Source organism: Antribacter sp. NEAU-D49, assembly GCF_057158775.1.
Genome location: NZ_JBXTSN010000017.1, coordinates 72,429 through 98,341 on the forward strand (window position 1 = coordinate 72,429; position 25,913 = coordinate 98,341).

Annotated in this window: 21 protein-coding genes; 11 read left to right on the plus strand and 10 right to left on the minus strand. The window is 73.9% G+C overall.

The window, feature by feature from the left end; translation table 11 throughout:
- Window positions 1-8 precede the first annotated feature (8 nt).
- Window positions 9-1,271: a GNAT family N-acetyltransferase gene (locus tag AC060K_RS14245; RefSeq protein WP_483766056.1), complete on the minus strand. Its 1,263-nt coding sequence runs from the start codon at window positions 1,269-1,271 to the stop codon at window positions 9-11.
- Window positions 1,272-1,619: 348 nt separating this feature from the next.
- Here AC060K_RS14245 and AC060K_RS14250 point away from each other — a divergent pair, with 348 nt between their 5' ends.
- Window positions 1,620-2,276 (plus strand): hypothetical protein, encoded by a 657-nt coding sequence (locus AC060K_RS14250; protein WP_483766057.1) that lies wholly within the window; start codon window positions 1,620-1,622, stop codon window positions 2,274-2,276.
- 65 nt (window positions 2,277-2,341) lie between these two features.
- On the opposite strand, the gene AC060K_RS14255 is transcribed toward AC060K_RS14250, so the two are convergent.
- Window positions 2,342-3,535 carry an MFS transporter gene (locus tag AC060K_RS14255; RefSeq protein ID WP_483766058.1) on the minus strand — a complete coding sequence of 398 codons (1,194 nt, stop codon included), beginning with the start codon at window positions 3,533-3,535 and terminating at the stop codon, window positions 2,342-2,344.
- 89 nt (window positions 3,536-3,624) lie between these two features.
- On the opposite strand from AC060K_RS14255, the gene AC060K_RS14260 reads away from it, so the two are divergent.
- The 3 genes from AC060K_RS14260 to AC060K_RS14270 all read left to right on the plus strand — a co-directional run bounded on the left by AC060K_RS14260 (window position 3,625) and on the right by AC060K_RS14270 (window position 6,236).
- Window positions 3,625-4,611 carry an ArsR/SmtB family transcription factor gene (locus tag AC060K_RS14260; RefSeq protein WP_483766059.1) on the plus strand — a complete coding sequence of 329 codons (987 nt, stop codon included), beginning with the start codon at window positions 3,625-3,627 and terminating at the stop codon, window positions 4,609-4,611.
- Window positions 4,612-4,687: 76 nt separating this feature from the next.
- Window positions 4,688-5,410, plus strand: coding sequence for a VIT1/CCC1 transporter family protein (locus AC060K_RS14265; protein WP_483766060.1), 723 nt, complete (start codon window positions 4,688-4,690; stop codon window positions 5,408-5,410).
- Window positions 5,411-5,495: 85 nt separating this feature from the next.
- Entirely contained in the window at window positions 5,496-6,236 is a 741-nt protein-coding gene (locus AC060K_RS14270; RefSeq protein ID WP_483766061.1) for an SDR family oxidoreductase, read from the plus strand.
- Window positions 6,237-6,250: 14 nt separating this feature from the next.
- Here the strand turns inward: AC060K_RS14270 and AC060K_RS14275 are convergent, their stop codons facing one another.
- Window positions 6,251-7,177 carry an RNA polymerase sigma-70 factor gene (locus AC060K_RS14275; protein WP_483766062.1) on the minus strand — a complete coding sequence of 309 codons (927 nt, stop codon included), beginning with the start codon at window positions 7,175-7,177 and terminating at the stop codon, window positions 6,251-6,253.
- Between the two features lie 198 nt (window positions 7,178-7,375).
- On the opposite strand from AC060K_RS14275, the gene AC060K_RS14280 reads away from it, so the two are divergent.
- On the plus strand, window positions 7,376-9,154 hold the full coding sequence (locus AC060K_RS14280) for an ATP-dependent DNA ligase (RefSeq protein ID WP_483766063.1): 1,779 nt from the start codon (window positions 7,376-7,378) through the stop codon (window positions 9,152-9,154).
- On the opposite strand, the gene AC060K_RS14285 is transcribed toward AC060K_RS14280, so the two are convergent.
- The 4 genes from AC060K_RS14285 to AC060K_RS14300 form a co-directional block, all read right to left on the minus strand.
- Window positions 9,151-10,884, minus strand: a complete 1,734-nt coding sequence (locus AC060K_RS14285; protein ID WP_483766064.1) for a glycoside hydrolase family 13 protein — start codon at window positions 10,882-10,884, stop codon at window positions 9,151-9,153. The two genes, AC060K_RS14280 and AC060K_RS14285, sit on opposite strands and share 4 nt — an antisense overlap.
- Window positions 10,885-10,972: 88 nt before the next feature.
- A complete protein-coding gene (locus AC060K_RS14290) occupies window positions 10,973-11,425 on the minus strand; it encodes an N-acetyltransferase family protein (protein ID WP_483766065.1) in 453 nt (150 codons plus the stop codon).
- Between the two features lie 159 nt (window positions 11,426-11,584).
- On the minus strand, window positions 11,585-13,315 hold the full coding sequence (locus AC060K_RS14295) for a purple acid phosphatase family protein (RefSeq protein ID WP_483766066.1): 1,731 nt from the start codon (window positions 13,313-13,315) through the stop codon (window positions 11,585-11,587).
- Window positions 13,316-13,476: 161 nt separating this feature from the next.
- Entirely contained in the window at window positions 13,477-14,307 is an 831-nt protein-coding gene (locus AC060K_RS14300) for a TrmH family RNA methyltransferase (protein WP_483766067.1), read from the minus strand.
- Window positions 14,308-14,381: 74 nt separating this feature from the next.
- Here AC060K_RS14300 and AC060K_RS14305 point away from each other — a divergent pair, with 74 nt between their 5' ends.
- From AC060K_RS14305 to AC060K_RS14315, 3 genes are all read left to right on the plus strand, one after another.
- A complete protein-coding gene (locus AC060K_RS14305; RefSeq protein ID WP_483766068.1) occupies window positions 14,382-15,446 on the plus strand; it encodes an LLM class flavin-dependent oxidoreductase in 1,065 nt (354 codons plus the stop codon).
- Window positions 15,447-15,540: 94 nt separating this feature from the next.
- The gene (locus AC060K_RS14310) at window positions 15,541-15,819 is read left to right on the plus strand and encodes a WXG100 family type VII secretion target (protein ID WP_483766069.1); all 279 of its coding nucleotides are present in this window, start codon (window positions 15,541-15,543) and stop codon (window positions 15,817-15,819) included.
- Window positions 15,820-15,946: 127 nt separating this feature from the next.
- Complete coding sequence (locus AC060K_RS14315) at window positions 15,947-16,972, plus strand: DUF2804 domain-containing protein (RefSeq protein ID WP_483766070.1); 1,026 nt, start codon at window positions 15,947-15,949, stop codon at window positions 16,970-16,972.
- Window positions 16,973-16,987: 15 nt separating this feature from the next.
- Here the strand turns inward: AC060K_RS14315 and AC060K_RS14320 are convergent, their stop codons facing one another.
- Window positions 16,988-18,106, minus strand: coding sequence for a hypothetical protein (locus AC060K_RS14320; protein WP_483766071.1), 1,119 nt, complete (start codon window positions 18,104-18,106; stop codon window positions 16,988-16,990).
- A gap of 173 nt (window positions 18,107-18,279) precedes the next feature.
- Window positions 18,280-18,747, minus strand: a complete 468-nt coding sequence (locus AC060K_RS14325; protein WP_483766072.1) for an HNH endonuclease — start codon at window positions 18,745-18,747, stop codon at window positions 18,280-18,282.
- A 579-nt stretch (window positions 18,748-19,326) separates the two neighbouring features.
- Here AC060K_RS14325 and AC060K_RS14330 point away from each other — a divergent pair.
- On the plus strand, window positions 19,327-20,166 hold the full coding sequence (locus AC060K_RS14330; protein WP_483766073.1) for a metal-dependent hydrolase: 840 nt from the start codon (window positions 19,327-19,329) through the stop codon (window positions 20,164-20,166).
- Window positions 20,167-20,240: 74 nt separating this feature from the next.
- Window positions 20,241-21,419 (plus strand): benzoate/H(+) symporter BenE family transporter, encoded by a 1,179-nt coding sequence (locus AC060K_RS14335; RefSeq protein ID WP_483766074.1) that lies wholly within the window; start codon window positions 20,241-20,243, stop codon window positions 21,417-21,419.
- Between the two features lie 91 nt (window positions 21,420-21,510).
- Here the strand turns inward: AC060K_RS14335 and AC060K_RS14340 are convergent, their stop codons facing one another.
- The gene (locus AC060K_RS14340) at window positions 21,511-23,154 is read right to left on the minus strand and encodes a MinD/ParA family ATP-binding protein (RefSeq protein WP_483766075.1); all 1,644 of its coding nucleotides are present in this window, start codon (window positions 23,152-23,154) and stop codon (window positions 21,511-21,513) included.
- Between the two features lie 195 nt (window positions 23,155-23,349).
- On the opposite strand from AC060K_RS14340, the gene AC060K_RS14345 reads away from it, so the two are divergent.
- A complete protein-coding gene (locus AC060K_RS14345; protein ID WP_483766076.1) occupies window positions 23,350-25,818 on the plus strand; it encodes a protein kinase domain-containing protein in 2,469 nt (822 codons plus the stop codon).
- Window positions 25,819-25,913: the final 95 nt, after the last annotated feature.

Here is a 25,913-nt window from a genome sequence, read left to right on the forward strand (position 1 = left end):
GGCTCCGGTCACCAGGGCAGGTAGTAGGTGAGCAGGTCGGCCGTGCGGGGCGGGAAGAGCGCAGCCATGAGCTCTGCGTCGGCGCCCGCGTAGACGTCGGGCCGGCGGCGGGCCAGGCCCGCGATGCCGTACGGGCCGAACAGCAGCGGGCCGAGCGCGTCGGGCGCCACGCCGCAGCCACCCGCGGCGCCGGGGCTCTGGAGTGCGCCGCCGGTGCGGACCGGGCCCAGGCCCTCGGGCGTCACGGCGAGGCGGTGGTGCCTCCGGAACGTCGACACCACGACGTCGCGGCCCGTGCGGTCGAGCCCCGAGGCCGCGAGCCGGGCCGACAGGACCGGGCGCAGAGCCTCGAGCAGCGCGCCCTCGTCCGGTACGCGGACGTAGTACTGCTCGGGCTCGTCGCGGGCAGGGCCCAGGCGCGGCTCCCACCGGCGGCCCGGGACGGTCAGCGGCCGGTGGACGATCCGCAGCGGCCGGTCCGGGTACCGGGCGACGAGACCCGCGAGGAGGGCGTCCGCGGCGGCGTCGTCGTCGGCCGCCGTCTCCGCCACGAGGACCGCGTCGTCGTCGATCCGGGCCCGCGCGGTCGCGACCGGCGCGCCGTCGCGGTCGAGCACCCAGGTGGTGCTGCCGCCGTGCTCCAGCAGCCAGCGGCGTCGCGGAAGCGGGTGCGGCACCGCCACGTCGTAGGGCGCCTGCGCCGCGTCCTGGAGCCGGGCCAGCTCCGGGAGGTCGGCGGGGGTCGCCGGGCGGAGCGCGCCGGCCGCGGAGGCGCCGTCGGGAGCCGCACCAGCACCGCCGTCGGGGCCCACCGCACCGGGCCGAGGGGGGTCGACCAGGTCGCGCGCGCTGGGGATGTCGACCGCGTACTCGTAGCCGAACAGGCGGTAGAAGTACGGGATCCCGATCATGACCTGCACCACGTGGCCTCGCGCCCGCGAGCGCTCGTGGGCCCACGCCATGAGCGCCCGGACGTGGCCGCGCCCCTCGTGGTCGGTGGCCGTGGCGACGAGCTCGACCTGGCCGGCGGGGAGCGTGACGCCGTCGACCCGCACCGTCTCGTCGAGGAGCGTCGCGGTGGACACGACGCGGTCGCCGTCGACCACCACGGCGGAGCTCTCCCAGCCCGCGTCGGGGTCCTGCACCACGAGGCGGTGGTCGACGTCGTCCCCCTCCTCGCCGCGCTCCACCAGCAGCGCCCCGATCTGGTCGAGGTCGGCGGGGCGAGCGGTGCGCAGCAGGAGGCCGCCGGGGAGCTCAGAGGTCGTCACGTGCCCAGTGTGGCCACCCGTGGGCTCGGCGCGCACACTGATATCCGCTCCCGGTGTCGATCTCCGGCCGGCCGTTCGACGGACAGGTGACGGGCAGGACCGGACCACCACGAGAGGAACCCGTCATGGCTCAGTCCTGCCGTCCGGGCCGACCTGCTGCGACGGCTCGGCCGCGCCGAGGAAGCCGCCGCGGCGTACCGGCAGGCGGTGGACCTGACCCGCAACGAGGCCGAGCGGTCCTTCCTCACCGGCCGTCTCACAGCCCTGGGCGGGTAGGCAAGCCGCCGAGGCGGCGCCACGGTCCGAGACAGCCACCGGGCCGTGGACCTGCTGCCCTAACGTGCTCCCATGCTGGTCACCTCACGCCATGCCACCGAGTACCGCGCCTTCCTCGGGCTGACCGACGCCGACCTCACCCGCCGGATCCTCGACTGCTCCGCGGGCGCGTCCGGCTTCGCCGCCGCGGTGAACGCGGGCGACGGGGCCGTCACCGCCGTCGACCCGGCGTACGCCGACCGGGACGTGCTCCGGGCGGCGGTGGAGGGGTCGGTGTCCGGCGGGACCGCCATCATCGACACCCACGCCGACCGGTTCACGTGGGACTGGTACGGCTCCCCGGAGGGCCGTCAGACGCTGCGCGACGAGGCGCGCGAGGCGTTCCTGGCCGACCTCACCGCGCACCCCGGCACCTACGTCCCGGGCGAACTGCCCACGCTCCCTTTCGCCGACGACGCCTTCGACCTCGCTGTCTGCTCCCACCTCCTGTTCACCTGGGCCGACGACACCTTCGACGAGGCCTGGCACCACGCCGCCCTCACCGACCTGCTGCGCGTGGCGGGCGAGGTGCGGGTCTTCCCCCTCGTGCTCCAGGGCACCGGTGAGCCGGTGCCGTTCCTCCCCCGCCTCCTCGAGCGGTTCCGGGCGGAGGGTCGTACGGCGGAGCGTCGGCGCGTGCCGTACGAGTTCCAGCGGGGCGCGGACGAGATGCTCGTGCTGGGCCGCTAGCCCCGGCCGACGGCGGGTCGGCGACCAGGCAGCTGTTCCCCGTCTCGCGCTCAGAGGGCGAACAGCTACCTGCTCGCGGCGGGCTCGACGGCGGGCAGCGTGAGCCGCCGCTCGATCCGGCCGCGCAGGAGCAGCAGGGCCACCGACGAGACCACGCCGACGGCGAGGCTCAGCCACCACACCGCCGCCCCGCTGGTGTGCAGGGCGACGCCGACGGTGAGGGCGGCGAACCGGCCCACGCCCCACGTCCACTGGAAGGCCCCCTGGTAGCGGCCGCGGGCGTGCGCGGGCGCCAGGTTCGCGACGACCGACGCCGCCTGGCCTCCCGCCACGACCTCGCCGACCGACCAGACCAGCACCGTGAGCGCGAAGACGAGCGGCGTCCGCGCCAGGCCGGTGGCGGCCACGCCCGCCGCGATGAGCAGGCCGGCCGCCGCGAGCGTCGGCAGCTGCGGCAGGTGCGCCACCCGCGCCGCGGCCCAGGGCTGCAGCAGCACCACGACGACGGCGTTCACGGCCGCGAGGATGCCGTAGACGCTGGGCGGCAGGCCGGCGTCGCGCACGGCGAGCGGCAGCACCGACTCGGTGAGCGAGTAGACGAACAGCTGGGCGCCCAGGACCACGAGCAGCACGAGCATCAGCCGGTCGCGGAGCACCACGCCGTACCCGACGCCGGAGGCGCCGTCGGACACCGGGCGCGGCAGGTTCGGCAGCCGCAGCACCACGAGGACCGCGAAGACCACGAAAGTGGCGGCATCGACGGCGAAGAGCAGCCCGTACCCCCGCTCGGCGAGGAAGCCGCCCAGCACGCCGGCCACGGCCGTGCCGAGGTTCACGCCCCAGTACTGCAGGGCGAACGCCCGCTGGCGCAGCTCGGGCGGCGTGGCGTCCACGACGATCGAGCTCGCGGCCGGGAGCCCGGCCGACGACGCGGAGCCCAGCAGGAGCGCGGCCGCGGCCATGGGCCACGCGCCGGGCGCGACGTAGAGGAGGCCGAGCGCAGCGGCCGCGCCGAGGAGCGAGACGAGGAGCGTGGCACGGCGGCCGACCCGGTCGGCCAGGTACCCGCCGACGACGGGGCCCACGAGCCCGCCCACGCCGAGCGCGCCGAGGACGACGGGGATGGTGGTGTCGGCGATCCCCCGGTCGCCGAGGAAGAAGACGAGGAACGGGACCACGACGAACCCGAGACGGTTGATGACCGTGCCGGCGAAGACGGTCCACACGACGGGCGGGAGTCCGCGGTAGGAGCTGAGCATGCCGCGAGCCTGCGGGCGCCTCACCCTCGGACCGAATGATTAAGGTGGGGCTGAATCGAACCGCCCGCCCGAGTCACCAGGGAGCGCACATGGACGTCCAGGTCCCCTTCACCGCCGACGACGTGGCGCGCACCCGTTTCGCCGTGTCCCCGATGTGGGAGGTGGTGACGAGCTTCCGGCTCCTGCGGCTGTCGGCTGTCCCCGCCCCGTACGACCGGTGGGCCACCCGCGTGCGTCCGCTCGTCCGGTCGGCCGGGCTCGACGTCGGCCGCCTCGCGGACCTGATCCCGGCGGACAGCTTCCTCGCCGACCTGCTCAACCCGCTGCCCACGACGGCGTTCCCGGCCCTCGCCGACGAGCTCGACGCGGTACGGGCCTCCTCGGCGGCGCAGCTGGAGGCCGACGTCGACGAGCTCGAGCGGCACGGCGGGCTGCCCGCCGGACGCCGGGCCGCGCTGCTCGCCGACCCCGCCGCCACCCTGGAGCAGGTCGCCGGCGAGGTGGAGCGCTACTGGGGGCTCGCGATCGCACCCTGGTGGTCACGTATCCGGACGGTCCTGGAGGCCGACGTGTTCCAGCGGGCCCGCTCCGTGGCCGGGCTCGGTGCGGCCCACGTCCTCAACGAGCTGCACGACAGCGTCCGCTGGGACGAAGGGTCCCTCAACCTGGTACGCCGCAGCTGCCGCGTCACCCGCGCCGGCTCGGGCCCGGGCCTCGTGCTGGTGCCGTCCGTGTTCGTCCGCGACCGGGTGCTGACCCGCTCGGTCCCGCCCGACCCGCCCCAGCTCGCCTACCCCGCCCTGGGTGCGGGAACCGTCTGGTCGCCGCAGCCCGCCGAGCGGATCGACACCCTCGCCGCGGTCCTGGGCCGCAGCCGCGCCGTCCTGCTCGCCGAGCTCGACTCGCCCGCCTCCACGACCCAGCTCGCGCAACGGGCGGGCCTCACGGCGGCCGGCGCCTCCCAGCACCTCACGGCCATGCGCGACGCCGGCCTGGTGAGCGCCCACCGCGCCGGGCGCTCCGTGCTCTACGCCCGCACGGCGACGGCCGACGCCCTCGTGAGCCCGCTGGGCTGACCGCGGCCCGGGCCGCACCGCTGAGGCAAGGCTGCCCTCGCTGGAAATGGCCCCTCCGCCCTGGTTGGCTGGAGACATGACCACCGACGCCCAGCTCCACACCGGCGAACCGCACGCGGCGGGTCTCGCCCAGCGGCTCAACTGGCTCCGCGCCGGGGTGCTCGGCGCGAACGACGGCATCGTGTCCGTGGCGGCCGTCGTCGTCGGCGTCGCCGGAGCCACCTCCCAGCACGCCGCGATCCTCACGGCGGGCCTCGCCGCCCTCGTCGGTGGCGCCATCTCCATGGCGCTCGGCGAGTACGTGTCGGTGAGCAGCCAGAGCGACAGCGAGAAGGCGCTCATCGCCAAGGAGGAGCGCGAGCTCGCCGAGATGCCCGAGGAGGAGCTGGCCGAGCTCACCGCGCTCTACGAGGCCAAGGGCCTCTCCCCCGCGACCGCACGCCAGGTCGCCACCGAGCTCACCGCGCACGACGCGCTCGCCGCCCACCTCGACGCCGAGCTCAACATCGACGCCGACGACGTCGTGAGCCCCTGGCACGCGGCCGTCGCCTCCGCCGTCGCGTTCACAGCGGGCGCGGTCCTGCCCCTCGTCGCCATCCTCGTGGTCCCCGAGCCCGCCAAGGTGCTCGTGACGTTCGTCGTGGTGCTGGCCGCGCTCGCCGCGACCGGCGCCACCGCCGCCTGGATCGGCGGCAGCCCGCGGCTCCGGGCCACCCTCCGGGTGGTGATCGGTGGCGCGCTGGCGCTCGGTGCCACGTTCGCGATCGGCTCCCTGCTGGGCACCGCGGGCGTGGTGTAGCGGACAACCGTCACAGATCCGGGGTGCTCCCGGTCGTACTCGTGACGGGCCGACCGGCACGTCGTGAGCAACGAAGGAGCACCCCATGAAGATCGTCGTCATCGGCGGGACCGGCCTCGTCGGCAGCCAGGTGGTCAAGAACCTCGAGCAGGAGCACGACGTCGTCGCCGCCTCCCCCCAGACCGGCGTCGACACCCTCACGGGCGCCGGGGTGGCCGAGGCCCTGGAGGGTGCCCAGGTGGTCGTGGACCTCAGCAACTCGCCGTCGTTCACCGAGGAGGACGCGACCAGCTTCTTCCGCACGTCGACGAAGAACCTGCTCGACGCGGAGGCCGCGGCCGGTGTGCAGCACCACGTGATCCTCTCGATCGTGGGCGCCGACGCCATCGACTCCGGGTACATGCGCGCGAAGGTGGCGCAGGAGGACCTGGTCCGGTCCTCCGGGTCCTCGTGGTCGATCGTGCGGTCCACGCAGTTCCTGGAGTTCCTCGGCCGGATCGCGGACTCCGCGACCGTCGACGGCGTGGTCCACATGCCGCCGGTGCGTTTCCAGCCGATCGCGTCGGCCGACGTCGCCCGGATCGTCGCCGAGGTCGCGTCCGGCGCCCCGCTGGCCGCGACCGTGGAGATCGCCGGGCCGGAGGTGTTCGGCTTCGACGAGATCGTCCGTACCGACCTCGCGTCGCACGCCGATCCTCGTGAGGTGCGCACCGACCCCACCGCGACCTACTTCGGCGCGGTGCTCGACGACGGCGCCCTCGTCCCCGCAGGAGCCGCCCGCCTGGGCGAGATCACCTATGCGGAGTGGCGGGCCACCCAGGGCTGAGACAGGGCACCGGCTCAGGCGCGGTGCGGGCCGCCCTGCTCCGGCAGGTGGCCGGCGCCGCGCCGGAGCGGCTCCAGCTTGGCCGGGCTCATCTGCCAGTGGATCTGCTCCACGCCCCGGTCCGAGGCCTGCAGAGTCACGACGGCGAACAGCTCGCCGTCCCGGTACAGGCCGTCGGCCGTGCCGCCGTTGACCTCCAGCGGCTGCGTCTCCACGCCCGGCCAGAAGCGCTCCGCGAACGCGTGCAGGTAGCGGGCCACCCGCACCCGCCCGACGACGGGGATGCGCGACACGTTGCGGACCGCACCGCCGCCGTCGGACCAGCTCTCGACGTCCTCGGCGAGCAGGCTCTCGAGCCGGGCGACGTCGCCCGCTCGGGCAGCCGCGAGGAACGCGTCGAGGAGCGCGCGCCGCGCCTCGGTGCTCACCGTGTGCCGGCGGCCCGCGGCGAGGTGCTTGCGGGCTCGGCTCACGAGCTGGCGCGCGGCCGCCTCGGAGGTCTGCAGCACATCGGCGATGGCGCCGTACCCGTAGTCGAAGGCCTCGCGCAGCACGTACGCGGCACGCTCCGTGGGGGTCAGCCGCTCCAGCAGCACCAGCAGCGCCACGTCCAGCGCCTCGGCCCGCTCGGCGCCGAGCGTCGGGTCCGCGCTGGTATCGACAGGCTCCGGCAACCACGGCCCGGTGTACGTCTCGCGGCGCGCCCGGGCGCTCTGCAGCACGTTGATCGCCAGCCGGGTAGCGGTCGTGGTGAGGAACGCGTGCGGGTTGCGGACCGCCGCCCGGTCGGTCGTCTGCCAGCGGATCCACGTCTCCTGGACCACGTCCTCCGCCTCGGTCACGGAGCCGAGCATGCGGTACGCGACACCGAACAGCCGGCGGCGGACGGTCGAGAAGACCTCCGCGGCGTCGTCGAGGTCGGTGGGGGCGCCGGCAGTCATCGCGCCGAGCCTACGCCCGGGCCCGGCTGTCCGGCCCGGCCCGGGTCCGTGTGATCGGCAGTTCGGTGCGTGATCGGCAGTTCGAGTTGCCGATCACGCACCGAACTGCCGATCACGCGGCGGGCTCACGCCGCGGGCTCCCGGTCGCCGGGCCAGGGCCGGCGGGCGGGCGCGCCGCCGCGCGGCCACGATGGGAGCATGCTGCTCGCCGAGGTCGCCGCCACGTCGGACGCCGTCGCCGCCACCCGCTCGCGCCTCGCCAAGCGGGCGGCGCTCGCGGACCTGCTGCGCCGAACGGCGGAGGCGGCGGCGGGGGGCCCGTCGGCCGGGGGTGCCGGGGGTGCCGGGGACGGTGGCACCGGGGCCGACAGCGCAGCCACCGGCAGCGCCGGGGCGGGCGACGACGTCGAGATCGTCGTCGCCTACCTCTCCGGCGAGCTGCGCCAGCGCCGCACCGGGCTCGGGTGGGCCTCGCTGCGCGCCCTGCCTGCCCCGGCCGCCGAGCCGACACTCACCGTCGCCCAGGTCGACGCCGCCTTCGAGGCGATGGCCGGGCTCTCCGGTCCCGGATCGGACACCGCCCGTACGGCCGCGGCCGCGCGCCTCTTCGCCGCCGCGACCGAGCGGGAGCAGGCGTTCCTCCGCGGGCTCGTGGCCGGTGACCTGCGGCAGGGCGCGCTCGACTCCCTCGTCGTGGACGCGGTGGCCGACGCCGCGGGCGCCCCCGCCGACGCCGTCCGCCGCGCCGTCATGCTGCGCGGGGCCTCCGGCCCGGTGGCGCGAGCGGCTCTCGCGTCCGCCGTGTCCGGCGGGGACGTGGCGGAGACGCTCGCCGCGTTCCGGCTCGAGCCCGGGCGCCCGGTCCGGCCCATGCTGGCGCAGTCTGCGCCCGACATCCACGCCGCCCTCACCAAGCTCGGCGTGGACCCGGGCGCGGATCCCTCCCCGCAGGCCTGCGTGGACGTCAAGCTCGACGGCATCCGCATCCAGGTGCACCGCCGCGGCGACGACGTGCGCGTCTTCACCCGCTCCCTCGACGACATCACCGACCGCACGCCCGAGATCGTCGCCGCCGTCCGGGCGCTTCCCGCGGACCCGCTGGTCCTCGACGGCGAGGCGCTCGCCCTCGGCCCGGACGGCGTGCCCCGGCCGTTCCAGGAGACGGCGGCCCGCTCGGCCACGCGGGCTTCGGCGTCGGGCAGAGCGGGCGGCCCGGGCAGCGCGGGCGACACGGTGGCCGACGGCGACGCCTCCAACGACCTGGCCGACGCCGCCTCAGCCGACCCGCCCGCGCCGTCGGCCGAGGCGGAGCTGGCCGCCCGGCTGGAGCTGGTGCCGTTCTTCTTCGACGTGCTGCACGCCGAAGGCCGCGACCTGCTCGACGAGCCGCTCCGCGAGCGCCTCACGGTCCTCGACCGCGTCGCGCCGGGCCGGACGGTGCGCCGGGCGGTCACGTCCGACGCGGACGAGGCCGCCGAGTTCTTCGCCGGGGCGCTGCGCGAAGGTCAGGAAGGCGTGGTGGTCAAGTCGCTCGACGCTCCGTACGCGGCCGGCCGTCGCGGCGCCGGGTGGGTCAAGGTGAAGCCGCGGCAGACGCTCGACCTCGTGGTGCTGGCCGTCGAGTGGGGCTCTGGCCGGCGTCAGGGCTGGCTGTCCAACATCCACCTGGGCGCGCGCGACGCGGACGGCGGCTTCGTGATGCTCGGCAAGACCTTCAAGGGCATGACCGACGCGATGCTCGAGTGGCAGACCCAGCGGTTCCTCCAGCTGGAGACCCGGCGTGAGGGCCACGTCGTCCACGTCCGGCCGGAGCAGGTCGTGGAGATCGCGTTCGACGGCCTCCAGCGCTCCACCCGCTACCCGGGCGGCCTGGCCCTGCGGTTCGCCCGCGTGCTGCGCTACCGCGAGGACAAGTCGGCGGCCGAGGCGGACACGATCGACACGGTGCGGGCGCTCGCCGGGCCTGCCACGTCCTAGGCCCGGCGCCTTCGTACCACCGCTTCCCACGGCCGCAGGGTGATGCGACCGTCGCCGCCCACCCAGGCGGCCGGCGCGTAGTTGCCGAGCAGCGCCTCGGCCCCGGCGTCGTCCGACCACTCCTTGCCCACCTCGACCGCCTGCTCCTCGCCCGAGAAGCTGCCGAGCACGAGCAGCTCCACACCTTCGAAAGCGCGGGTGAACGCGTAGACGTGCTCGTGGTCGGCGAGGAGCATGGTGAAGTCGCCCAGGGCGACGGCCGGCTCCGTGTGCCGCAGCTCGATGAGCCGCTGGTAGTGGCGGAAGATCGACCGCGAGTCGGCCTTGTCGGCCTCGGCGTTGATCTCCACGTGGTTCGGGTTGACCGCGATCCACGGCGTCCCCGTGGTGAAGCCCGCGTTCTCGGACGCGTCCCACTGCACCGGGGTGCGGGCGTTGTCGCGGTTCAGCGGCGCCAGCGCGGCGAGCAGCTCGGCGTCCTCCTGGTAGCCGCGCTCCCGCACGTCGGTGATGTGGTTGAGCACCTCGATGTCGCGGTACTGCTCGAACGACGTGAACGCGCCGTTCGTCATGCCGATCTCCTCGCCCTGGTACACGTACGGCGTGCCCCGGTGGAGGTGCAGCACCGTGGCGAGCATGGTCGCGGACTCCCGCCGGAACACCGTGTCGTCGCCGTAGCGCGACACCGCCCGCGGCTGGTCGTGGTTGGACCAGTAGAGCGAGTTCCAGCCGACGTCGGACAAGCCCGCCTGCCACCGTCCCAGCACCGCCTTGAGGTCGGTGAGCCGCAGGGGGCGCGGGTCGAACTTGCCGCCGAGCCCGTGGTCCAGGTCGACGTGCTCGAACGTGAAGACCATGTCGATCTCCTGCCGCGCCGGGTCGGTGAACAGGCGCGCGTCCTCGACCGTGGCGCCGGGGGTCTCCCCCACCGTGAGCAGCCGCGGGTCCCGGCCGGCGAACACCTCCTGGTGCATCTCGTGCAGGAACTCGTGCAGGCGGGGGCCGTGCGCGGACTCGCCGAGCCCTGCGAGACCGTACGGGCCGGGCGTCCCGTCGGGCAGCGACCCGTCCTCGCCGACCGGCTTGGAGATGAGGTTGATGACATCCATCCGGAAGCCGTCCACGCCCCGGTCGAGCCACCAGCGCATCATGGCGTAGACCGCCTGGCGCACGTCGGGGTTCTCCCAGTTGAGGTCGGGCTGCTTGCGGCTGAACAGGTGCAGGTAGTACTCGCCGGTGACCTCGTCGAACTCCCAGGCCGGCCCCGAGAAGGCGCTCCCCCAGTTGGTGGGCTCGGCGCCGGGCGCGCCGGGGACCATGCCGTCGCGCGCGGGGCGCCACCAGTACCAGTCGCGCTTCGGGTTGTCCGTGCTGGACCGTGACTCCGCGAACCACGGGTGCTCGTCGCTGGTGTGGTTCACCACGAGGTCCATGACGAGGCGGATGCCGCGCTCGTGCAGCGCGGCCACGAGGGCGTCGAAGTCGTCGAGGGAGCCGAACACCGGGTCGATGTCCTGGTAGTCGCTGATGTCGTAGCCGTTGTCGTCCTGCGGGCTGCGGTACACCGGCGACAGCCACAGCACGTCGACCCCGAGCTCGGCGAGGTGGTCGACCCGCTGGAGGATGCCCCGCAGGTCGCCCACGCCGTCGCCGTTCGAGTCCTGGAACGACCGGGGATACACCTGGTACACCACCGAGCGGGTCCACCAGGGGGCGTCGTCGTACGTCACGCATGCTCCTTCCGTCGGTCCGTGCCGTGTCGACTCTGCCGCAGGAGGGCGTCACCGGCAGCCCGAGCGGCCCCCGGCGACCCGAGCGCTACACGCCCGTCACGTACGCGTAGTGGATGAAGTCCGCGTCGCGGACGAAACCCTCCGACTCGTACAGGGACTGCGCGGCCATGTTGTCCCAGGCCGTGGCGAGCGAGACCCGGACGGCGCCGGCCGCCGTGGCCCGGGCGCACGTCTCGCGCACCAGCGCCCGGCCCGCCCCGGAGCCACGGATCTCCGGGTCCACGAACAGGTCGTTGAGCACCCAGACGGGACCCAGGCTGACCGACGACCACGTGGGATACGACTGGGCGAACCCGACCACCTCACCGTCGAGCTCCGCGACCAGGACCACGCTGTCGGAGGCTTCCCGGCGCGCGGTGACGTACTCGCGCACAGGAGCGTCAGGGACGTCCTGGCCGTAGAACCTCAGGTAGTTCCGGAAGAGGTCGACCACGATGTCGACATCGGTTTCTGAAGCAAGGCGCACATCGAGAGACACCCAAGGATCATTGCAGGTCCGGGGGTGTCAGCACGAGACCATGGGCGTAATGCGTGAAGAAGAGTCACCCGGTCGTCACGTTCTCACCAGACGTTCGTCAGGCGCACGGGGAGACGGGCCCACGCCCGCCTCCCCGTGCCCCGGGCAGAGGCGCCGTGCTCAGCAGGCGCCCAGGTTGCTCCAGGCGCCGCTCGTGAGCGGGTCCTCGCCGCGGTTGCGGCGGACGGCCTCGTACAGGTGGCCGGATCGCACCACCCGGTCGCCGTCGGCGTACCACTTCCGCGAGGTCCAGGCGCTCGCGGCGCACGACGGCGTCGGGGTCGGGTCGGGCGTCGGCGTCACCGTCGGGGTGGGGCTGGGCGTGGGGCTGGGGCTCGACGTCGGACCGCCCTCGGTGACCCGCTTGCCCGAAGCGGTCCTGGTGACCGTCAGCTCGTCCCAGACCGCGCCGACAGGGAGGGTCGTCGTCGCGGTGGCCGTCTTCTCGGCGATGTAGGAGCGGTAGTGCAGGGTCGTCGCGGTGACGTCGACGACCTGGAAGGTGGTGAAGTCCTCGCCGCGCCGCACCTGCGTGGCGCCGTTCTGGGTCCAGACGTTGCTGCTGGCCGAGGCGAGGTCGTAGTGCTTGGCTCCCGAGTTCGACACCACGTAGACGGGGCCGTCGGTCACGCCGGGCTCGGCGGTGCGGTCGGCGTTGTTGTAGCCGCGGGCGTAGACGTGGTCGTGGCCCATCAGGACCAGGTCGACGTTGCGGTTCTCGAACACCGGTACCCAGTGGGCGCGCAGCGTGGGCTCGTCGCGACCGGTCGAGGCCGAGTAGACCGGCTGGTGGAAGGTCACGACGCTCCACTTCTGCGGGCTCGTGGCCAGGACGTGGTCCAGCCACTCGGCCTGGAACCGGACCCACAGGTCGGCCACCCGGGTGCTGGGGCAGGACGTGCCCGAGCAGGCCGGCAGGTTCGACGGGGTGAGGAACGTCGTGTCGCGGGTGGCGTTCAGGGTGATGAACCGCACGTCCTGGTAGTCGACGAAGTAGGCGGTCTCGGCGGCGAACTCCGTCCAGTGCGCGAGGTAGGCCGCGTACTGCCGGGCCACGTCCGTGTCACCCACGGCAAGCGCGGCCAGCTGCGGCGCAGTCGCGGTGCTCGGGTTGTTCAGCGGGTACTCGAAGTTCGCCTTCCACGACCGGAGCAGGTTGTCCCCGGAGTACTCGTGGTTGCCGGGGGCGGCGAGGACGTTCGTCGTGGCCGCGGAGGTGCCCATGCCTGCGAACCAGTTGAGCCACTGGGTCTCGCTGCTGCCGGTGTCGATCAGGTCGCCCGCGTGGACGGAGCCGACCGCCTGGGGAGCGGTCTGGCGCGCACGCGCCACGACGGCGGGCCAGGTGGTGTCGAGGCCGATCTGCGCGTCGCCGTAGTACAGGAACGAGAAGTCCCCCGCCCCGGCCGCCGCGGTACGGAACGTGTACCAGGGGCTCCAGGCGACGTCCGAGCCCACCCGGTACTCGTAGCTCGTGGCCGGCGTCAGCCCGGTGGCCGTGGCCGAGAAGTGGTGCAACGGGTTGCCGTTCACCACGCCCGCGTCCCGCGCCGCCAAGGTCCGCACGCTCGTGGAGCCGGCCTGGCGCAGCTCGACCACACCGGAGGTCTGCGCCTCCGAGGCCGCCAGCCATGAGAACGACTGCGACGTCGACGCGTCCTGCGGCGGGGTGAGGACCACCCGGGTGGGCCCCACGGCGGCGGCGACCACCCCGCCGTCGGCCCCCTGGCCGGACGGCGCCGCGACGACCGGGGACAACCCGACCCCCACGAGGACGACGGCTGTGACGAGGGAGGCAGCGAGGGCGGCGCCTGTCTGCGCGGCGCTGCGCGGTGAACGTGTGAGCGTCATGTACCTAAAGTCCCGGATGTCCGTGAACGGACGCCGAGCACCTGCTGAACGGGGGGCGTCGCTCGGACGGCCGGTCACCCTGTCCGCCTCGAGAACGTCATGAGGTACGGCTTGCCGCCTCGAAGCAGCACCTGATGACGTTCTCGAAGCGGACCGGCGGCTCAGGCGCGAGGGCCCGCCGCCAGGCGCTGCCTGCGCGCCTCGTAGAGCACCACCGACGCCGCGTTGGCCGCGTTCAGCGAGCTCGCCGCACCAGTCATCGGGATGCTCACCGTGACGTCCGCCGCCTCGCGCCAGGCGGCGCTGAGGCCCACGGTCTCGTTGCCCACCAGCAGCAGGACCGGACCCGTCAGGTCGGTGTCGTACACGTCGGCGTCGCCGTCCTCGTCGGTGCCCACGACGGTGACGGGCCGCCCGCCCGCCCGCTCCTTCGCGAGCCAGTCGAGCACCTCCCGGTGCGACGGCGCCCGCACCACCGGGACGGCGAAGATCGACCCCGTCGACGCCCGCACCGACCGGGGGTCGTACGGGTCGGCCGCGTGGCCCGTGACGATCAGCCCGTCCGCACCGAACGCGTCGGCCGACCGCACGATGCTGCCGATGTTCCCGGGCTGCGTGGGCCGGTCGAACACGACCCCGCAGAAGGTGTCGTGGACGGGCAGGCGCCCCAGGTCGTCGTCGGGCATCGCGACCACCGCGACGAGCTCCGCCGCGCCGTCGTCCTTCTCGCCCAGCTCGGCCAGAAGCTCGGGCGCCATGGCGATCCGCTCCGCGCCGCTCGTGCGGAGCACGTCCTGCGCCCAGCCCGACAGGCGCCGCTCGGCGTCGTAGAGGACCGTGCGCACGGTCCAGCCGTGCTCCAGCGCGAGCGTGATCGGCCGGACGCCCTGCACCAGGAACTCGCCCGCCCGCCCCCGCTTGGTGCGGTTCGTCAGCAGCGTCTGGAGCAGCTGGAAGCGGGCGTTCCGGGTCGTGATGCGCAGGTCCGCCATGCCGTGAAGGTTACCGTCCGCGCGTCGGCCGGCCGCCCGGAACAGCACGGGACCCGACGCGGTTGAGCCAGAGGATGAGCACCGAACCGCAAGGGCCGGCCCCGCGCCTGTCCGTCCTCGACCTCGTTCCCGTCCGCACCGGCCAGACCAGCGCCCAGGCGCTCGCCGCGTCCCTCGACCTGGTCCAGGCCGCGGACCGGCTGGGTCTCACCCGCTACTGGTTCGCCGAGCACCACAACATGGCCGCCGTCGCCGCGTCCACCCCGCCCGTCATGATCGCGGCCGCCGTGGCGCGGACGTCGCGGATCCGCGTCGGGTCGGGCGGCGTGATGCTGCCCAACCACGCGCCTCTGGTCGTCGCCGAGCAGTTCGCCGCACTGGAGGCGCTGGCGCCCGGCCGCATCGACCTCGGGCTCGGGCGCGCGCCCGGCAGCGACCCCGTGGTCACCGCGCTGCTCCGGGCCACGGGCCCGACGGCGGACGTGGACCGCTTCGACCAGCACGTCACCGACATCCTGGCCCTCCTGGGGCCCGACGGCGCATCCCTCCGCCTGGGCACCGGCGACCTGTACCAGGTGCGTGCCACCCCCGCCGCCGGCTCCGTGCCGACCGTGTGGCTCCTCGGATCGTCCGACTTCTCCGCCCGCCTCGCGGCGGAGCTCGGGCTGCCCTACGTCTTCGCGAACCACTTCTCCGGACAGGGTCTCGACCAGATCCTCGCCCTGTACCGCGACCGCTACCGGCCCAGCGAGGCGCACCCCACGCCCCAGACGTTCCTGACGCTCAACGCCGTCGTCGCGCCCACCGAGGCCGAAGCCCAGGAGCGCGCACTGCCCCAGCTGCGGCAGATGGCGCGGCTGCGGTCGGGCCGGCCGCTCGGCCGGCTCGAGACCGTCGAGGAGGCGCTCGCCGCCCCGGCGGACGCGGTGATCGACCAGGCGGTCGAGGCGATGCGGGCGCGCTGGCTGGTGTCCGACCCGGCGGGCGCCGCGGCCGAGGTGCGACGCCTCGCTGCTCGGCACGGCATAGGCGAGGTCATGCTCGTGCCGGCCGCCGGATCACGCGCTGACGAGCCCCTCGACGCGACCCCCGGCCGCGTCGCCACGCTCGAGCTCCTCACCCGGGAGCTCGGTGGGTAGTCCTCCCCATGTCCCTCCGGCCCGGCGTCTGGTTGAGTACGGGTCATGGAAGCCGGTCGCCCGCAGGGGGCGGCCCTGACTGAGGGAGTACATCATGGCTGATGGCGGCATGTGGGGTCTGAATGTCTCGCAGGTTCGTGAGCTGGGTCAGCGTCTGACCCAGAAGGCTGACGAGGTGGACCAGATCGTGAACCAGGTCTCCTCGCAGGTCGAGTCCGTCTCGTGGAAGGGCCCGGACGCGGAGCGCTTCAAGAACGAGTGGAACAGCCAGCACAAGGTGGCGCTGAAGAAGGCTGCCGAGTCGCTGCGCGAGGCCGGCCGCAACGCGACCAAGAACGCTCAGATGCAGGAGCAGACCTCGAACCAGAGCTGACGCTCTGCATCGAGTCACGGACAGCCACCCCGCGCTGCGGGGTGGCTGTCCTTGTGCGTGCCGCCGGTCAGGTCGTGGTGATCGTGGCCGGTCCACCGGCAACCCCCGCCAGCACTACTGTGACGCCATGAACGCTCCCGACAACGTCGTCGACGGACGCACCCGCCTGTACGGCCGGTTCACCAGCCGGCCCGCGCGCGTCGATCCCCTGGCCGAGTTCGGCCCCCTCGCCCGGCCGTTGCGCCGCCTGCGCCTCAAGGAGTGGGTCGGCTTCACGCTGGTCCATCCGGACTGGGCGTCCTCGATGATCATCCAGGACGCCCACTACCTGGCGAGCTCCGAGATCTACGTCGCTCACCGCACGGACGGCACCCGGTTCGAGCACGCGGCGAACGCCCGGGGCGGCTCCCTCCGCCTGCCCGCGGGCTTCTACGGGCGCGAGATGTCGTTCGACCGGCCCGGCTACCGCATCGGGTACGAGCTCGACACCCCGGAGACCGGGGACGACGTGCGGCACGTGGTCCGCATCGACATCGACGCCAGCGCGACGGCGCCCACGTTCACGGGCGAGCTGGTGCTCCACCACGGCGGCGCGTCCGGCCCGCTGTCCGTGAGCTCCCGCCTGCCGGGCGGGCGCAACCGGATGTACACGCACAAGGTGCTCTACCCGGTGAGCGGGAGCCTGCGCGCCGGCGACCGGGAGATCGTCTTCGACCCGAAGCGTGACCTCGCCATCCTCGACGAGCACCGCTCCCTCCTGCCCTACCGCACGCGGTGGATCTGGGGAACGTTCGCGTTCCCGACACCGGACGGTCCGGTGGGCGCCAACTTCGCCGACCGGCCGGAGGTGCCCGGCCAGGAGGAGGAGTCGGGCATCTGGGCGGCCGACGGCGTCGAGCCGCTCGCCGACGTCACCTTCACGCCCACCGGTGACCCGGAGACCGCGCCCTGGCACGTCGCGTCCGCCGACGGCCGCCTCGACGCCACCTTCACCCCGCAAGGGCGCAAGCACGTGACGCACCAGCTCGGCATCTTCGCCATCGACTACTTCCAGATGTTCGGCCGGTACGACGGCACCCTCCTCGCCGGCGGACGCCCGCACGTGCTCGACGGCGTCCACGGGGTGTGCGAGAGCATGCGCGCGCGGCTCTGACCCGGCCCTGCCGGTTCAGCTCTGGCGGAGCGCCGGCATCGGGATCGGGATGCCGAAGGTCGTGGCCCCCACGCCGACCCCGCCCTCGCACGAGCTCGGCGGCACCGTGGACGACCCCCGCACGGACGGCCGCTCGGCCGCCCAGAACATGTAGCCGAGCAGGCCGGTCGTGGTCCCCGCCCCGTTCGGCGCTGCCGTCGTCACCCACGAGCTCGTCGCCTTCATCACCGACGACGCAAAGCTGTTGCAGTCCGCCTCCACCGCGTTCCGGCCGGTGAGGTACAGGGAGCCGGTGAACTTCGCCGGGGCGAGCGGCGGGATCGGCGGCGCGTACTGGGCCTTGCCGTCGATGTGCTCCTGCCAGTTCGCGATCGCCGTGGACGGGCTGGGCTGACGGGCGGGCACCATCGCGTTGGCGTAGTCCAGCACCGGCAGGTCGGTGCGCAGCCAGTCCGCGGTGGCCTTCCGGGTGATCCCCTGGAGGTAGCGGTCGCCCGCGGCGAGGTCGATCGTGAGGCGGGCGCGGGGGTCGGCGCCGGTCGCGTCGTAGGGATGCACCGCGCGGTAGGCGTCGATGAACGCCTGGAGCCCCGCGAGGTTCGGCGCGGTGTTCTCCTCGTAGTCGATCTCGATGCCGACGCCGAGCCGGGTCGCCGCCGCGGCGGCCGCACGTCCCAGTCCTGCCGGGTCGGTGGCGAGGGCCGCGTTCCAGTCGTCGGTGTACGTGATCCCGCCGACCGACAGCTGCACCCGGATCCCACGTGACGTGAAGTAGTCCACGACCGCCTGGTTCATGCCGACGGGCACCCCGTCGACGTGCGCTGCGTCGTCCGTCCCCTGCAGCAGGTCGAGCGGGTTCACGAAGCTCAGCACCACCAGGTTGACCGACGGGCGCCCGTCGCCCCGGTCCACGATCCAGTGGTTCTTGGCGTCGAAGTCGGCCATGTCGCGCACGGTCGACCAGGTGCAGTAGTCGTCGCCGCAGTGCCAGGTGCCGAAGACCTGCAGCGAGGCGGCCTGGGCGACGGGCCCGTCGGCGGGGCCGGGCGGGGCTGCCACCGACGGGAGCACCGCGGGGCTCGCGAGCAGGAGCGTTGTCGCGAGGGCCGCGACGAGGTGGGACCGACGACGCATGATGCCTCCCAGGTTCGTCCGCACTGACCTGGTGACCGTACGTCTCTCCTCAAACTGCCCACAATGAGGTAAACCCCGTACAACGCCCGGATGCCCGACGCCGGTCTGGTCGCCTTCCGGAGAAGGCGACCAGACCGGCGTCGGGCACCGTGGCGATCAGGTGACCGTGGCGATCAGGCCGCCGTGGCCGCGCGCCTGATCGAGCGCGCGTACTCGCTGTGCGGCACGTACGGCGTCAGCTGGAGCACCAGGCCGGCCTCGGCCGGCGTGCGGTCCGCCTTGAACGAGTTGCACGGGTAGCACGCGGCGACGAGGTTGAGCCACGTCGAGGGGCCCCCGCGCGAGCGCGGCAGCACGTGGTCGACGGTCTCCGCGGGGCCGCCGCAGTAGGCGCACTCGCCGTCGCGGCGCTTCACGCCCTGCTTGGTGCACGTGGGCGCGCCGTTGGCCTTGTAGCGCCAGCGCATCGCCACGTACCGGACGAGCCGCAGCACCCGGGGTAAGGGGAAGGGACCGAACGTCGCTCCGTCGACGGCCTCCTCCACCACGGCCACCTCGCGAACCAGCATGTGGATCGCGTGGCGCACCGAGACCCGGTGCAGCGGCTCGTAGCCGGCGTTGAGTATGAGGACGTCTGCCACGGGCCTGCTCCTTACTGGTCGTCGTCGTGCGTGTGCCGGACTGTCGGTACTACCTCCCGGGACGACAAGAGCCGCCCGGGAACAAAGATCCCGAGGCGGCTCACGAGCACTGGTCCGGCGTGCGCCGGGTCAGGGTCGTATAGCGCCCCGGATGGCCTCACGGCCGTCCCGAAGGTGCTTCGCGGTGGTGGGGTAGGACGAGGCGGTGGCATCACCGACGCGACGCAGGCTGATCGCCTGGTCCGTGCGCGACGTGCGTGCCATGGGTTCCTCGTCCTCTCCGTGCTCAGGCTGGTCTGTTGATGGGTCCTGCGGGCTCACTCGATGCTGCGGCGGCCGAGGCCGTGTGTGAAGAAAGGTACACACCCCACCTTGGCACCGTCTATAGGTTTACCCGATCCGTGACCCATGAGCGCGCCAAGGCCCCGGCGTGGCGGTCGGGGACCGGCGTGGCGACCCGCCGTACAGCGGGTACCGGGCTGTGTCGGTACCCCGCGCTAGGGTGGCTCCCGCCCCGGACCAACCGGGGGAACCTGAACATTCGGGACACCCGAAGGAAGTGGAGCGCACACCGCCATGATGGGAGGCCACCACGCCGCGTCGGGAGCCGCAGCCTGGGTCGCAGTGACCGCAACCACACCGATCGCCTTCGGGTGGTATCCCGTCTCGGACGTGGGGATCATGACGGGAGCCGTCGTGTGCGCGGGTGCCGCCCTGCTGCCGGACGCCGACCACCACAGCGGCACCATCGCGAACTCGCTGTCGCCCGTCTCGGACGCGGTGGTCAAGGTCGTGGAGACGGTCTCGGGCGGGCACCGCAAGGGCACCCACTCGATCGTCGGCGTGCTCGTCTTCACGGCGATCGCCTGGCTCGTGGGCATGCTCGCGATCGACACGGGGCTCGAGGGTGACCTCGCGACGATCCTCATCGGCCCCGGAATCGTCTGCATCCTGCTCGTCGCGTTCGCGCTCAAGGCACTCAAGATCACGCGGGACACCAAGATCCTGCCGTGGACGGCCTCCGTCAGCATGGCCGTGCTCATCGCGATCTTCGCGCCCAGCGAGTGGTACTGGATGCCGTTCTCCGTGGCGCTCGGCTGCGTGGTCCACATCCTCGGCGACTTCATCACCACCCAGGGTGTGCCGCTGCTCTGGCCCATCCGCGTCCGCTCGCCCCGCTGGGTCCGCGCCAACAAGAGGCTGCCGTTCGACGACATGTGGCGCTACGGCGGCAACTTCGCCTTCCCGATCCTGGGCTCGGCCGGCTCCAAGCGTGAGTGGATCCTCATGACGCCCGTCTCGCTGTACGCCATCGTCGGCGTCGTGTGGGCGGCCCTCGACCAGATGGGCTTCGACACGATGAGCGTGTGGAACGCTGTGGTGGACGGCGTCGGCACCATGGTCACCACCTGGGCCTGACGGCCCGCCACCTGTGCTGACCGGAGGGCCCGCCACCTGGGCCCGGCGGCCGCCGGCGGGCTAGGGTCCGACCCATGCACGGCCTCACCACCCCTGTCCTCGCGGGCCTCCTCGCCGCCCTCGTGGGCTTCACCAGCTCGTACGCGGTGGTGCTCGCGGGGCTGCGGGCCGTCGGCGCCACACCGGCCCAGGCGGCGTCGGGCCTGCTCGCGGTGTGCGTCGTGCAGGCGCTCGGGATGCTGTGGCTCACCACGCGCCACCGCATCCCGCTCACCCTGGCGTGGTCCACGCCGGGGGCGGCCCTCCTCGCGAGCACCGGCGTGGTCGCGGGCGGCTGGCCCGCCGCCGTGGGCGCGTTCCTCCTGGTCGGTGCGCTCATCCTGCTCACGGCGGCCTGGCCGCGTCTCGGCGAGGTCATCGCGTCGATCCCCACGCCGATCGCGCAGGCGATGCTCGCGGGCGTGCTGGTGTCCCTCTGCCTCGAGCCGGTCCGGGCGTTCGCCGCCCAGCCCCTGCTCGTCGGCCCCGTGGTGCTGACCTGGCTGGTCCTCCTCCGCCTCGCGCCGCGATGGGCGGTCCCCGCGGCCTTCGCCGTCGCCCTCGCCGTGATCGCGACCTCGGCCGCGCAGGGCGACGGGGTCACGGGCGCCCTGCTGCCGCGCCTCGAGTGGACGACGCCGGAGCTCACCTGGGCGTCGACCCTCGGCATCGCCGTGCCCCTGTACGTCGTGACGATGGCGTCGCAGAACGTGCCGGGCGTCGCCGTCCTCGCCTCCTACGGGTACAAGGTGCCCTGGCGCGAGACGATGGTGGTCACGGGTCTCGGCACCGCGGCCGGAGCCGCCGCCGGCGGGCACGCGATCAACCTGGCCGCGATCACGGCCGCGCTCGCCGCGTCGCCCGACGCCGACCCCGACCCGCGCCGGCGCTGGATCGCCTCGCACACGTCGGGGTGGGCGTACCTCGTGCTGGCGCTGCTCTCCGCGGCCCTCACCACTCTGGTCAGCAGCGGTCCCGACGGCATCGTGGAGGCCGTCGCCGGCCTCGCCCTGCTCGCGACCCTCGGGTCGTCGCTCGCGGCCGCCGCCGGACCGGCCGCCGGCCGCGAGTCCGCCGTCGTCACCTTCGTGGTGGCCGCGAGCGGAGTGACCTTCCTCGGCGTGGGCGCGGCGTTCTGGGCGCTGGCGGCGGGCCTGGCGGTCCGGTTCGCGCTGTCTTTCCGCCGGAAGCCCGCGCCGCCCCCGCCGAGATAGGGCGCCCGTCGGGCCACGTCACTGTCTCGGCAAGGCCTCCCCGCCGAGACAGTCAGCCCGTCCGACGAAGACACTCCCTCGGCGGTCGCCGCTACAGGCCCCGCGCCACCGCCGCGCCCGCGGCGAGCCAGGCCCGCTGCGTCGTCGGGCGCAGGGCGCCGAACCGCAGGTGGCCGTCGACCATGGCCGGGTCGAACGGGATCGTCACGACGTCGCGCGCCAGCGAGCTGTAGCCCTCGGCCACCCGGCGCACATCGTCCGGGGTCGCCTTGGGGTCCGCCTGAGACACGACGGTCACCGCCTGCTGCGCCAGGTACGCGGACCGGCCGTCGCGGGCCGCGAGCGCCTCCAGCAGCAGCGCCCCGGCCTCCGCGTGGTCGTCGCGGGTGGTGGTGGCGACCACGAGCTGGTCCGTGTGGTCGATCATGCGCAGCCACATCGGGTCGGACTCGTCGTTGCCCGAGTCGATGAAGATCATCCGGTAGTACTTCGACAGCACGGAGTGGATGGCGTCGACGTCCTCCGGCTCCACTCGCTGCTCGTGCGCGAGGGCCATGGGCTTGGAGCGCAGCACGTCGAACTTGTCGCGGGTCTGGTGGTGGACGAACCGGGCCAGGTCCGCCGCCTGGGCGGACGTGCCGAGCAGCCGGTCGGTCTGCGGCAGCAGGTCGAGCAGCGTGGACCCGTGCGGACCCTGCTCGGTGCGCCAGCCGAGCGTGCCGCGGGTCTGGTTGTTGTCCCACGTCACGACGCCGGCGCCGCCGTACCGGGCGAACACGGCGGCGAGGAGCACCGTCGACGGCGTCTTGCCGGCGCCGCCCTTGCCGTTCACGACCGCCACGGTCCGGGGGCCGGGCCAGTGCTGGCTGACGGAGCGCTCGTCGTCGCGCTCGGCACGCTCGGACTCGCTGGGGCCCAGCCGGATGCCCACGCGAGCGAGGGCACCCCGCAGCCCGCGTGCGGCCGGCTCCTCCACCTGCTCGCGCTGCAGGAAGGACTGACGCGCCTCGCGCCGGGTCCGCGGGCTGCCCGACGTCGTCTCGGCCGCCTCGGGCCGCGACGGCACCAGAGCCGGGGCGGGCTGGCCAGACGTCGGCTGGGCGAGCGCGACAGGCGCCGTCGGCCCGACCGGCCCGACCGGCCCGACCGACGGTGACTGGTGCCGCATCCACTCCGCGACGCCCGAGGGGGCGCTCCCCCGGACCGTCGTCGTGGCGTCGATCTCGGAGTCGACCTCCACGTAGTCAGGCTCCAGCTGCGCAGGCTCCTGCTGGTGAGCCTCCAAGGGTGCGACCTCGGGCGACGCCGCGGGCGGCACCCGGTCGATCATGGGCTCGGTCACGGGGTCGGTCACCGGCGCGCCGTCGGGCCCGGCCGTGGCCACGGAGGCCACGGGCACCGTCTCGGCGACCGGAGCCGGAACGGCCACCGGCTCGGGCGCGACCGGTGCGGCGACCGGCACCGCGGGCCGGGGCGCCGTGTCCTGCGGCACCACCGTGCCGTCCGGGTGCACGATCAGCGCCCAGACCCCCTCCGGCCCCTCGGCGGTGGCCCGTACCGCCCGCCCCACCTGGGCCGCCGTCAGCGTGACCCGGCGCAGCACCTCGACCCGCGCCTCCTCGAGCCCCGCGGCGAAGACGGGGTACGGCGTCCCGTCCACGACCACCTCGCCGGTGCCGTCCTCGCGGACGACCGCCTGGACGTGGGGCCACAGTGGAACGGTGTCGGTGCTCATTGCCATCTCCTGGGGATCCGTGGGTGTCCGGGGTGCGGGGAACCACCCCGTGCCAGCCTGGGGCAAAGTGCGCTCGCGGTCGACCGGAACGGGCGGAACCTGCGGATCCAGGGGGCCTCGGCGGGCCCTCTCGTTCCTGATAGGTTGCAGGTAATCCGCCGGTTAGGTCCGGTGTGCGTGCCCGAGGAGCTCCTTTTGTCCGACGAGACCGTCCGCTTTCCCGGTGGCCAGCCCACCGTGCCTCCCCCCGGTCCTGCCGAGGAGCCCACGGTCCGGGTGGCGCCGCCCCAGGGCCCGACGGTCCGGATGACCCCCGGGCCCGCCGCGACGGTGCGGATCCAGGACGAGCGCCCCGCTCCTCCGCCCGGCATCGCACCGACCGTGGCGCTCGGCGGCCCTCCCGCCCCGCCGCCTCCCGCACCGCCGGTCACGCCGACCGGCCGCAGCCGCATCCCCGCCACGGGCGAGATCCTGGGCGGCTTCACCCTCCACGAGTCGCTGGGCCACGGCGGGTTCGCGCACGTGTACCGCGCGTCGTCCGACCAGGACGGCGAGGTGGCTCTCAAGGTCCTGACCAACTCCGAGCACGGCACGCTGGAACGCTTTGTCAGCGAGGCCACGCTGCTGGCGCGGCTCGGCGGCCGCGGCTTCCCGCAGTTCGTCCGCGGCGACCTCGACGCCGAGACCCCGTGGTTCGCCATGGAGCTGGTGCCCGGCCCCACGCTGCAGCAGCTCGTGCAGCAGAACGGCCCGCTCTCCCGGCGCGACGTCCTCCGCGTCGCCGACGACGTCACCGGCGCCCTCGCCGTGCTCCAGGAGGAGCACTACCTGCACCGGGACGTGAAGCCGGCCAACATCATCGCGAGCGAGGGCCGGGCGGTGCTGATCGACCTCGGCATCGCCAAGGGGCACGGCTCCACCACGTCCACGCACGCGGCGGGCACCATCGCCTACATGGCGCCGGAGCTGTTCGCGCGCAAGCCGCACGCCCGCTCCGACGTGTACAGCCTGGGCCTGCTGCTCGTGTTCCTCGCCACCGGCACGCTGCCCGACAGCGTGAACTTCCTGGGACGCGACCTCACCGCCGAGGACGTAGGCCCCGTGGACGAGCGGCTGCTGCCCCTCGTGCTGGCCATGACCCGGCACCTGCCCGAGGACCGGCCGCCGCTGCACAACATCGCGCGCACGGTGCTCGCCCTGCTGGGGCAGGAGGAGCCCGACCCGGGCCTCCTCGACGCCACCGAGGCCACGCGCGCCGAGCGGTCGCTCGTCACCGAGGTGCTCACCGCGAGCGCGGTTCCCGCCGCGCCCGTCGCGACGGCTCCCGTGGTGTCCGCACCCGTCCAGCCGGGCGAGCCCATGACCAACCTCGTCTACGACCAGGCGCTCATGCGGCGGCTGCACGAGCTGCACGCCGACGGGTTCGACGGCGCCGCGGAGCAGGTCGTCGCCGACCACGTGGCCGCCGTCGGCCGTCAGCGCGCCGGGGGGCGCACGCCGGGCGAGATCAAGGACTTCGTCTGGTCGGCGATGCGGTGGACCGCCGCCGCCCCGCCGCCCGGGTACGAGAACTCCTACCGCGGCTGGACCGCGTTCCGGGACGCCACCGGACGCGGCGCGGGGTCCCGCGGCGCGCTGGGTGCGGCAGGCGCCGCCGGCCTCGGCGCAGCCGCCGCGCACGACGGCGGCGCACCCACCCAGCGCCTCGACCCCCGCGCCGCGCACGACCCCGCCGCGACGGCGCGGCTCAGCGCGACCGGTCCGGGTGCGACGACCCGGCTGCCGCAGCAGCCCGCGGCCCGTCCGGCACAGCGGGTCGCCCCGGCGTACGCGCCGCAGCAGACCGCGCCGGGCGGCCCCGGGTATGCCCCGCAGCCCGCCGGGTACGGCCCGCAGGGCTACCCGGCCCCCGGCCAGGTGGACCAGTACGGACGCCCCCTCCAGGCAGGCGCACCCGGCGGCCCGACGGCGCAGCCCGGCCCCCAGCACCCCGGCGGCCCGGGCGGTGGCCCGGCAGGACCGGGTGGCCGTCCGGACGGGCCCGGCGCCCTCGACCGTCGCGACGACCCGCGCCGGGACGACCGCAGGGACGGCTCGCGCGACGACCGGCGGGGCGACGACGGCACGGACACCGGCTGGCGGCTCGTCGGCGTGGTCCTGGGCACCTGGATCCCCCGGCTGCTGCTCACGCTGTCCCTCTACCAGGTGGTGCGGCTGATGCTGCCGGGTGACGTGATGCCCGACGCCTCGACGTTCCCCCTCTTCACTGCCCTCGGCGACCTCGCGGTGGCCACCTTCGGGCTCGGCCCGGCCTGGACCCCGTACGTGTCCAACATGGCCATCCCGGTGGTCGGGCTGCTGCTCTCGATCCTGGTCAACGCCGTCGGCTCGCTGCGCGGCGGCAAGCGCCGCAAGATCTGGCCGTACGTGCTGATCCTCATCGTCTGGTCGATCCTGGTGGCGGTCCAGGCGCTCGTCGGTTTCGCCCAGCAGGTGCGCGAGGACGCCGAGCAGGCCGTCGAGCAGAGCATCGAGGAAGCCCGCGACGACGTGGAGAACGAGATCAACCAGGGCGTGGAGGACGCGCAGAAGGACATCGCGGACACCGTCCAGAGCACCGTCGACGAGGCACTGCAGAACATGTTCGGCGGCTGGGGCGGCTGACCCCGTAATTCCGTTGAGCGGCCCCGCGGCCGCGTGACATGCTCCTCGCACGGTCCCCGACGGGGGACCGGCAAGATTCGCCTGCCCGGCACGCT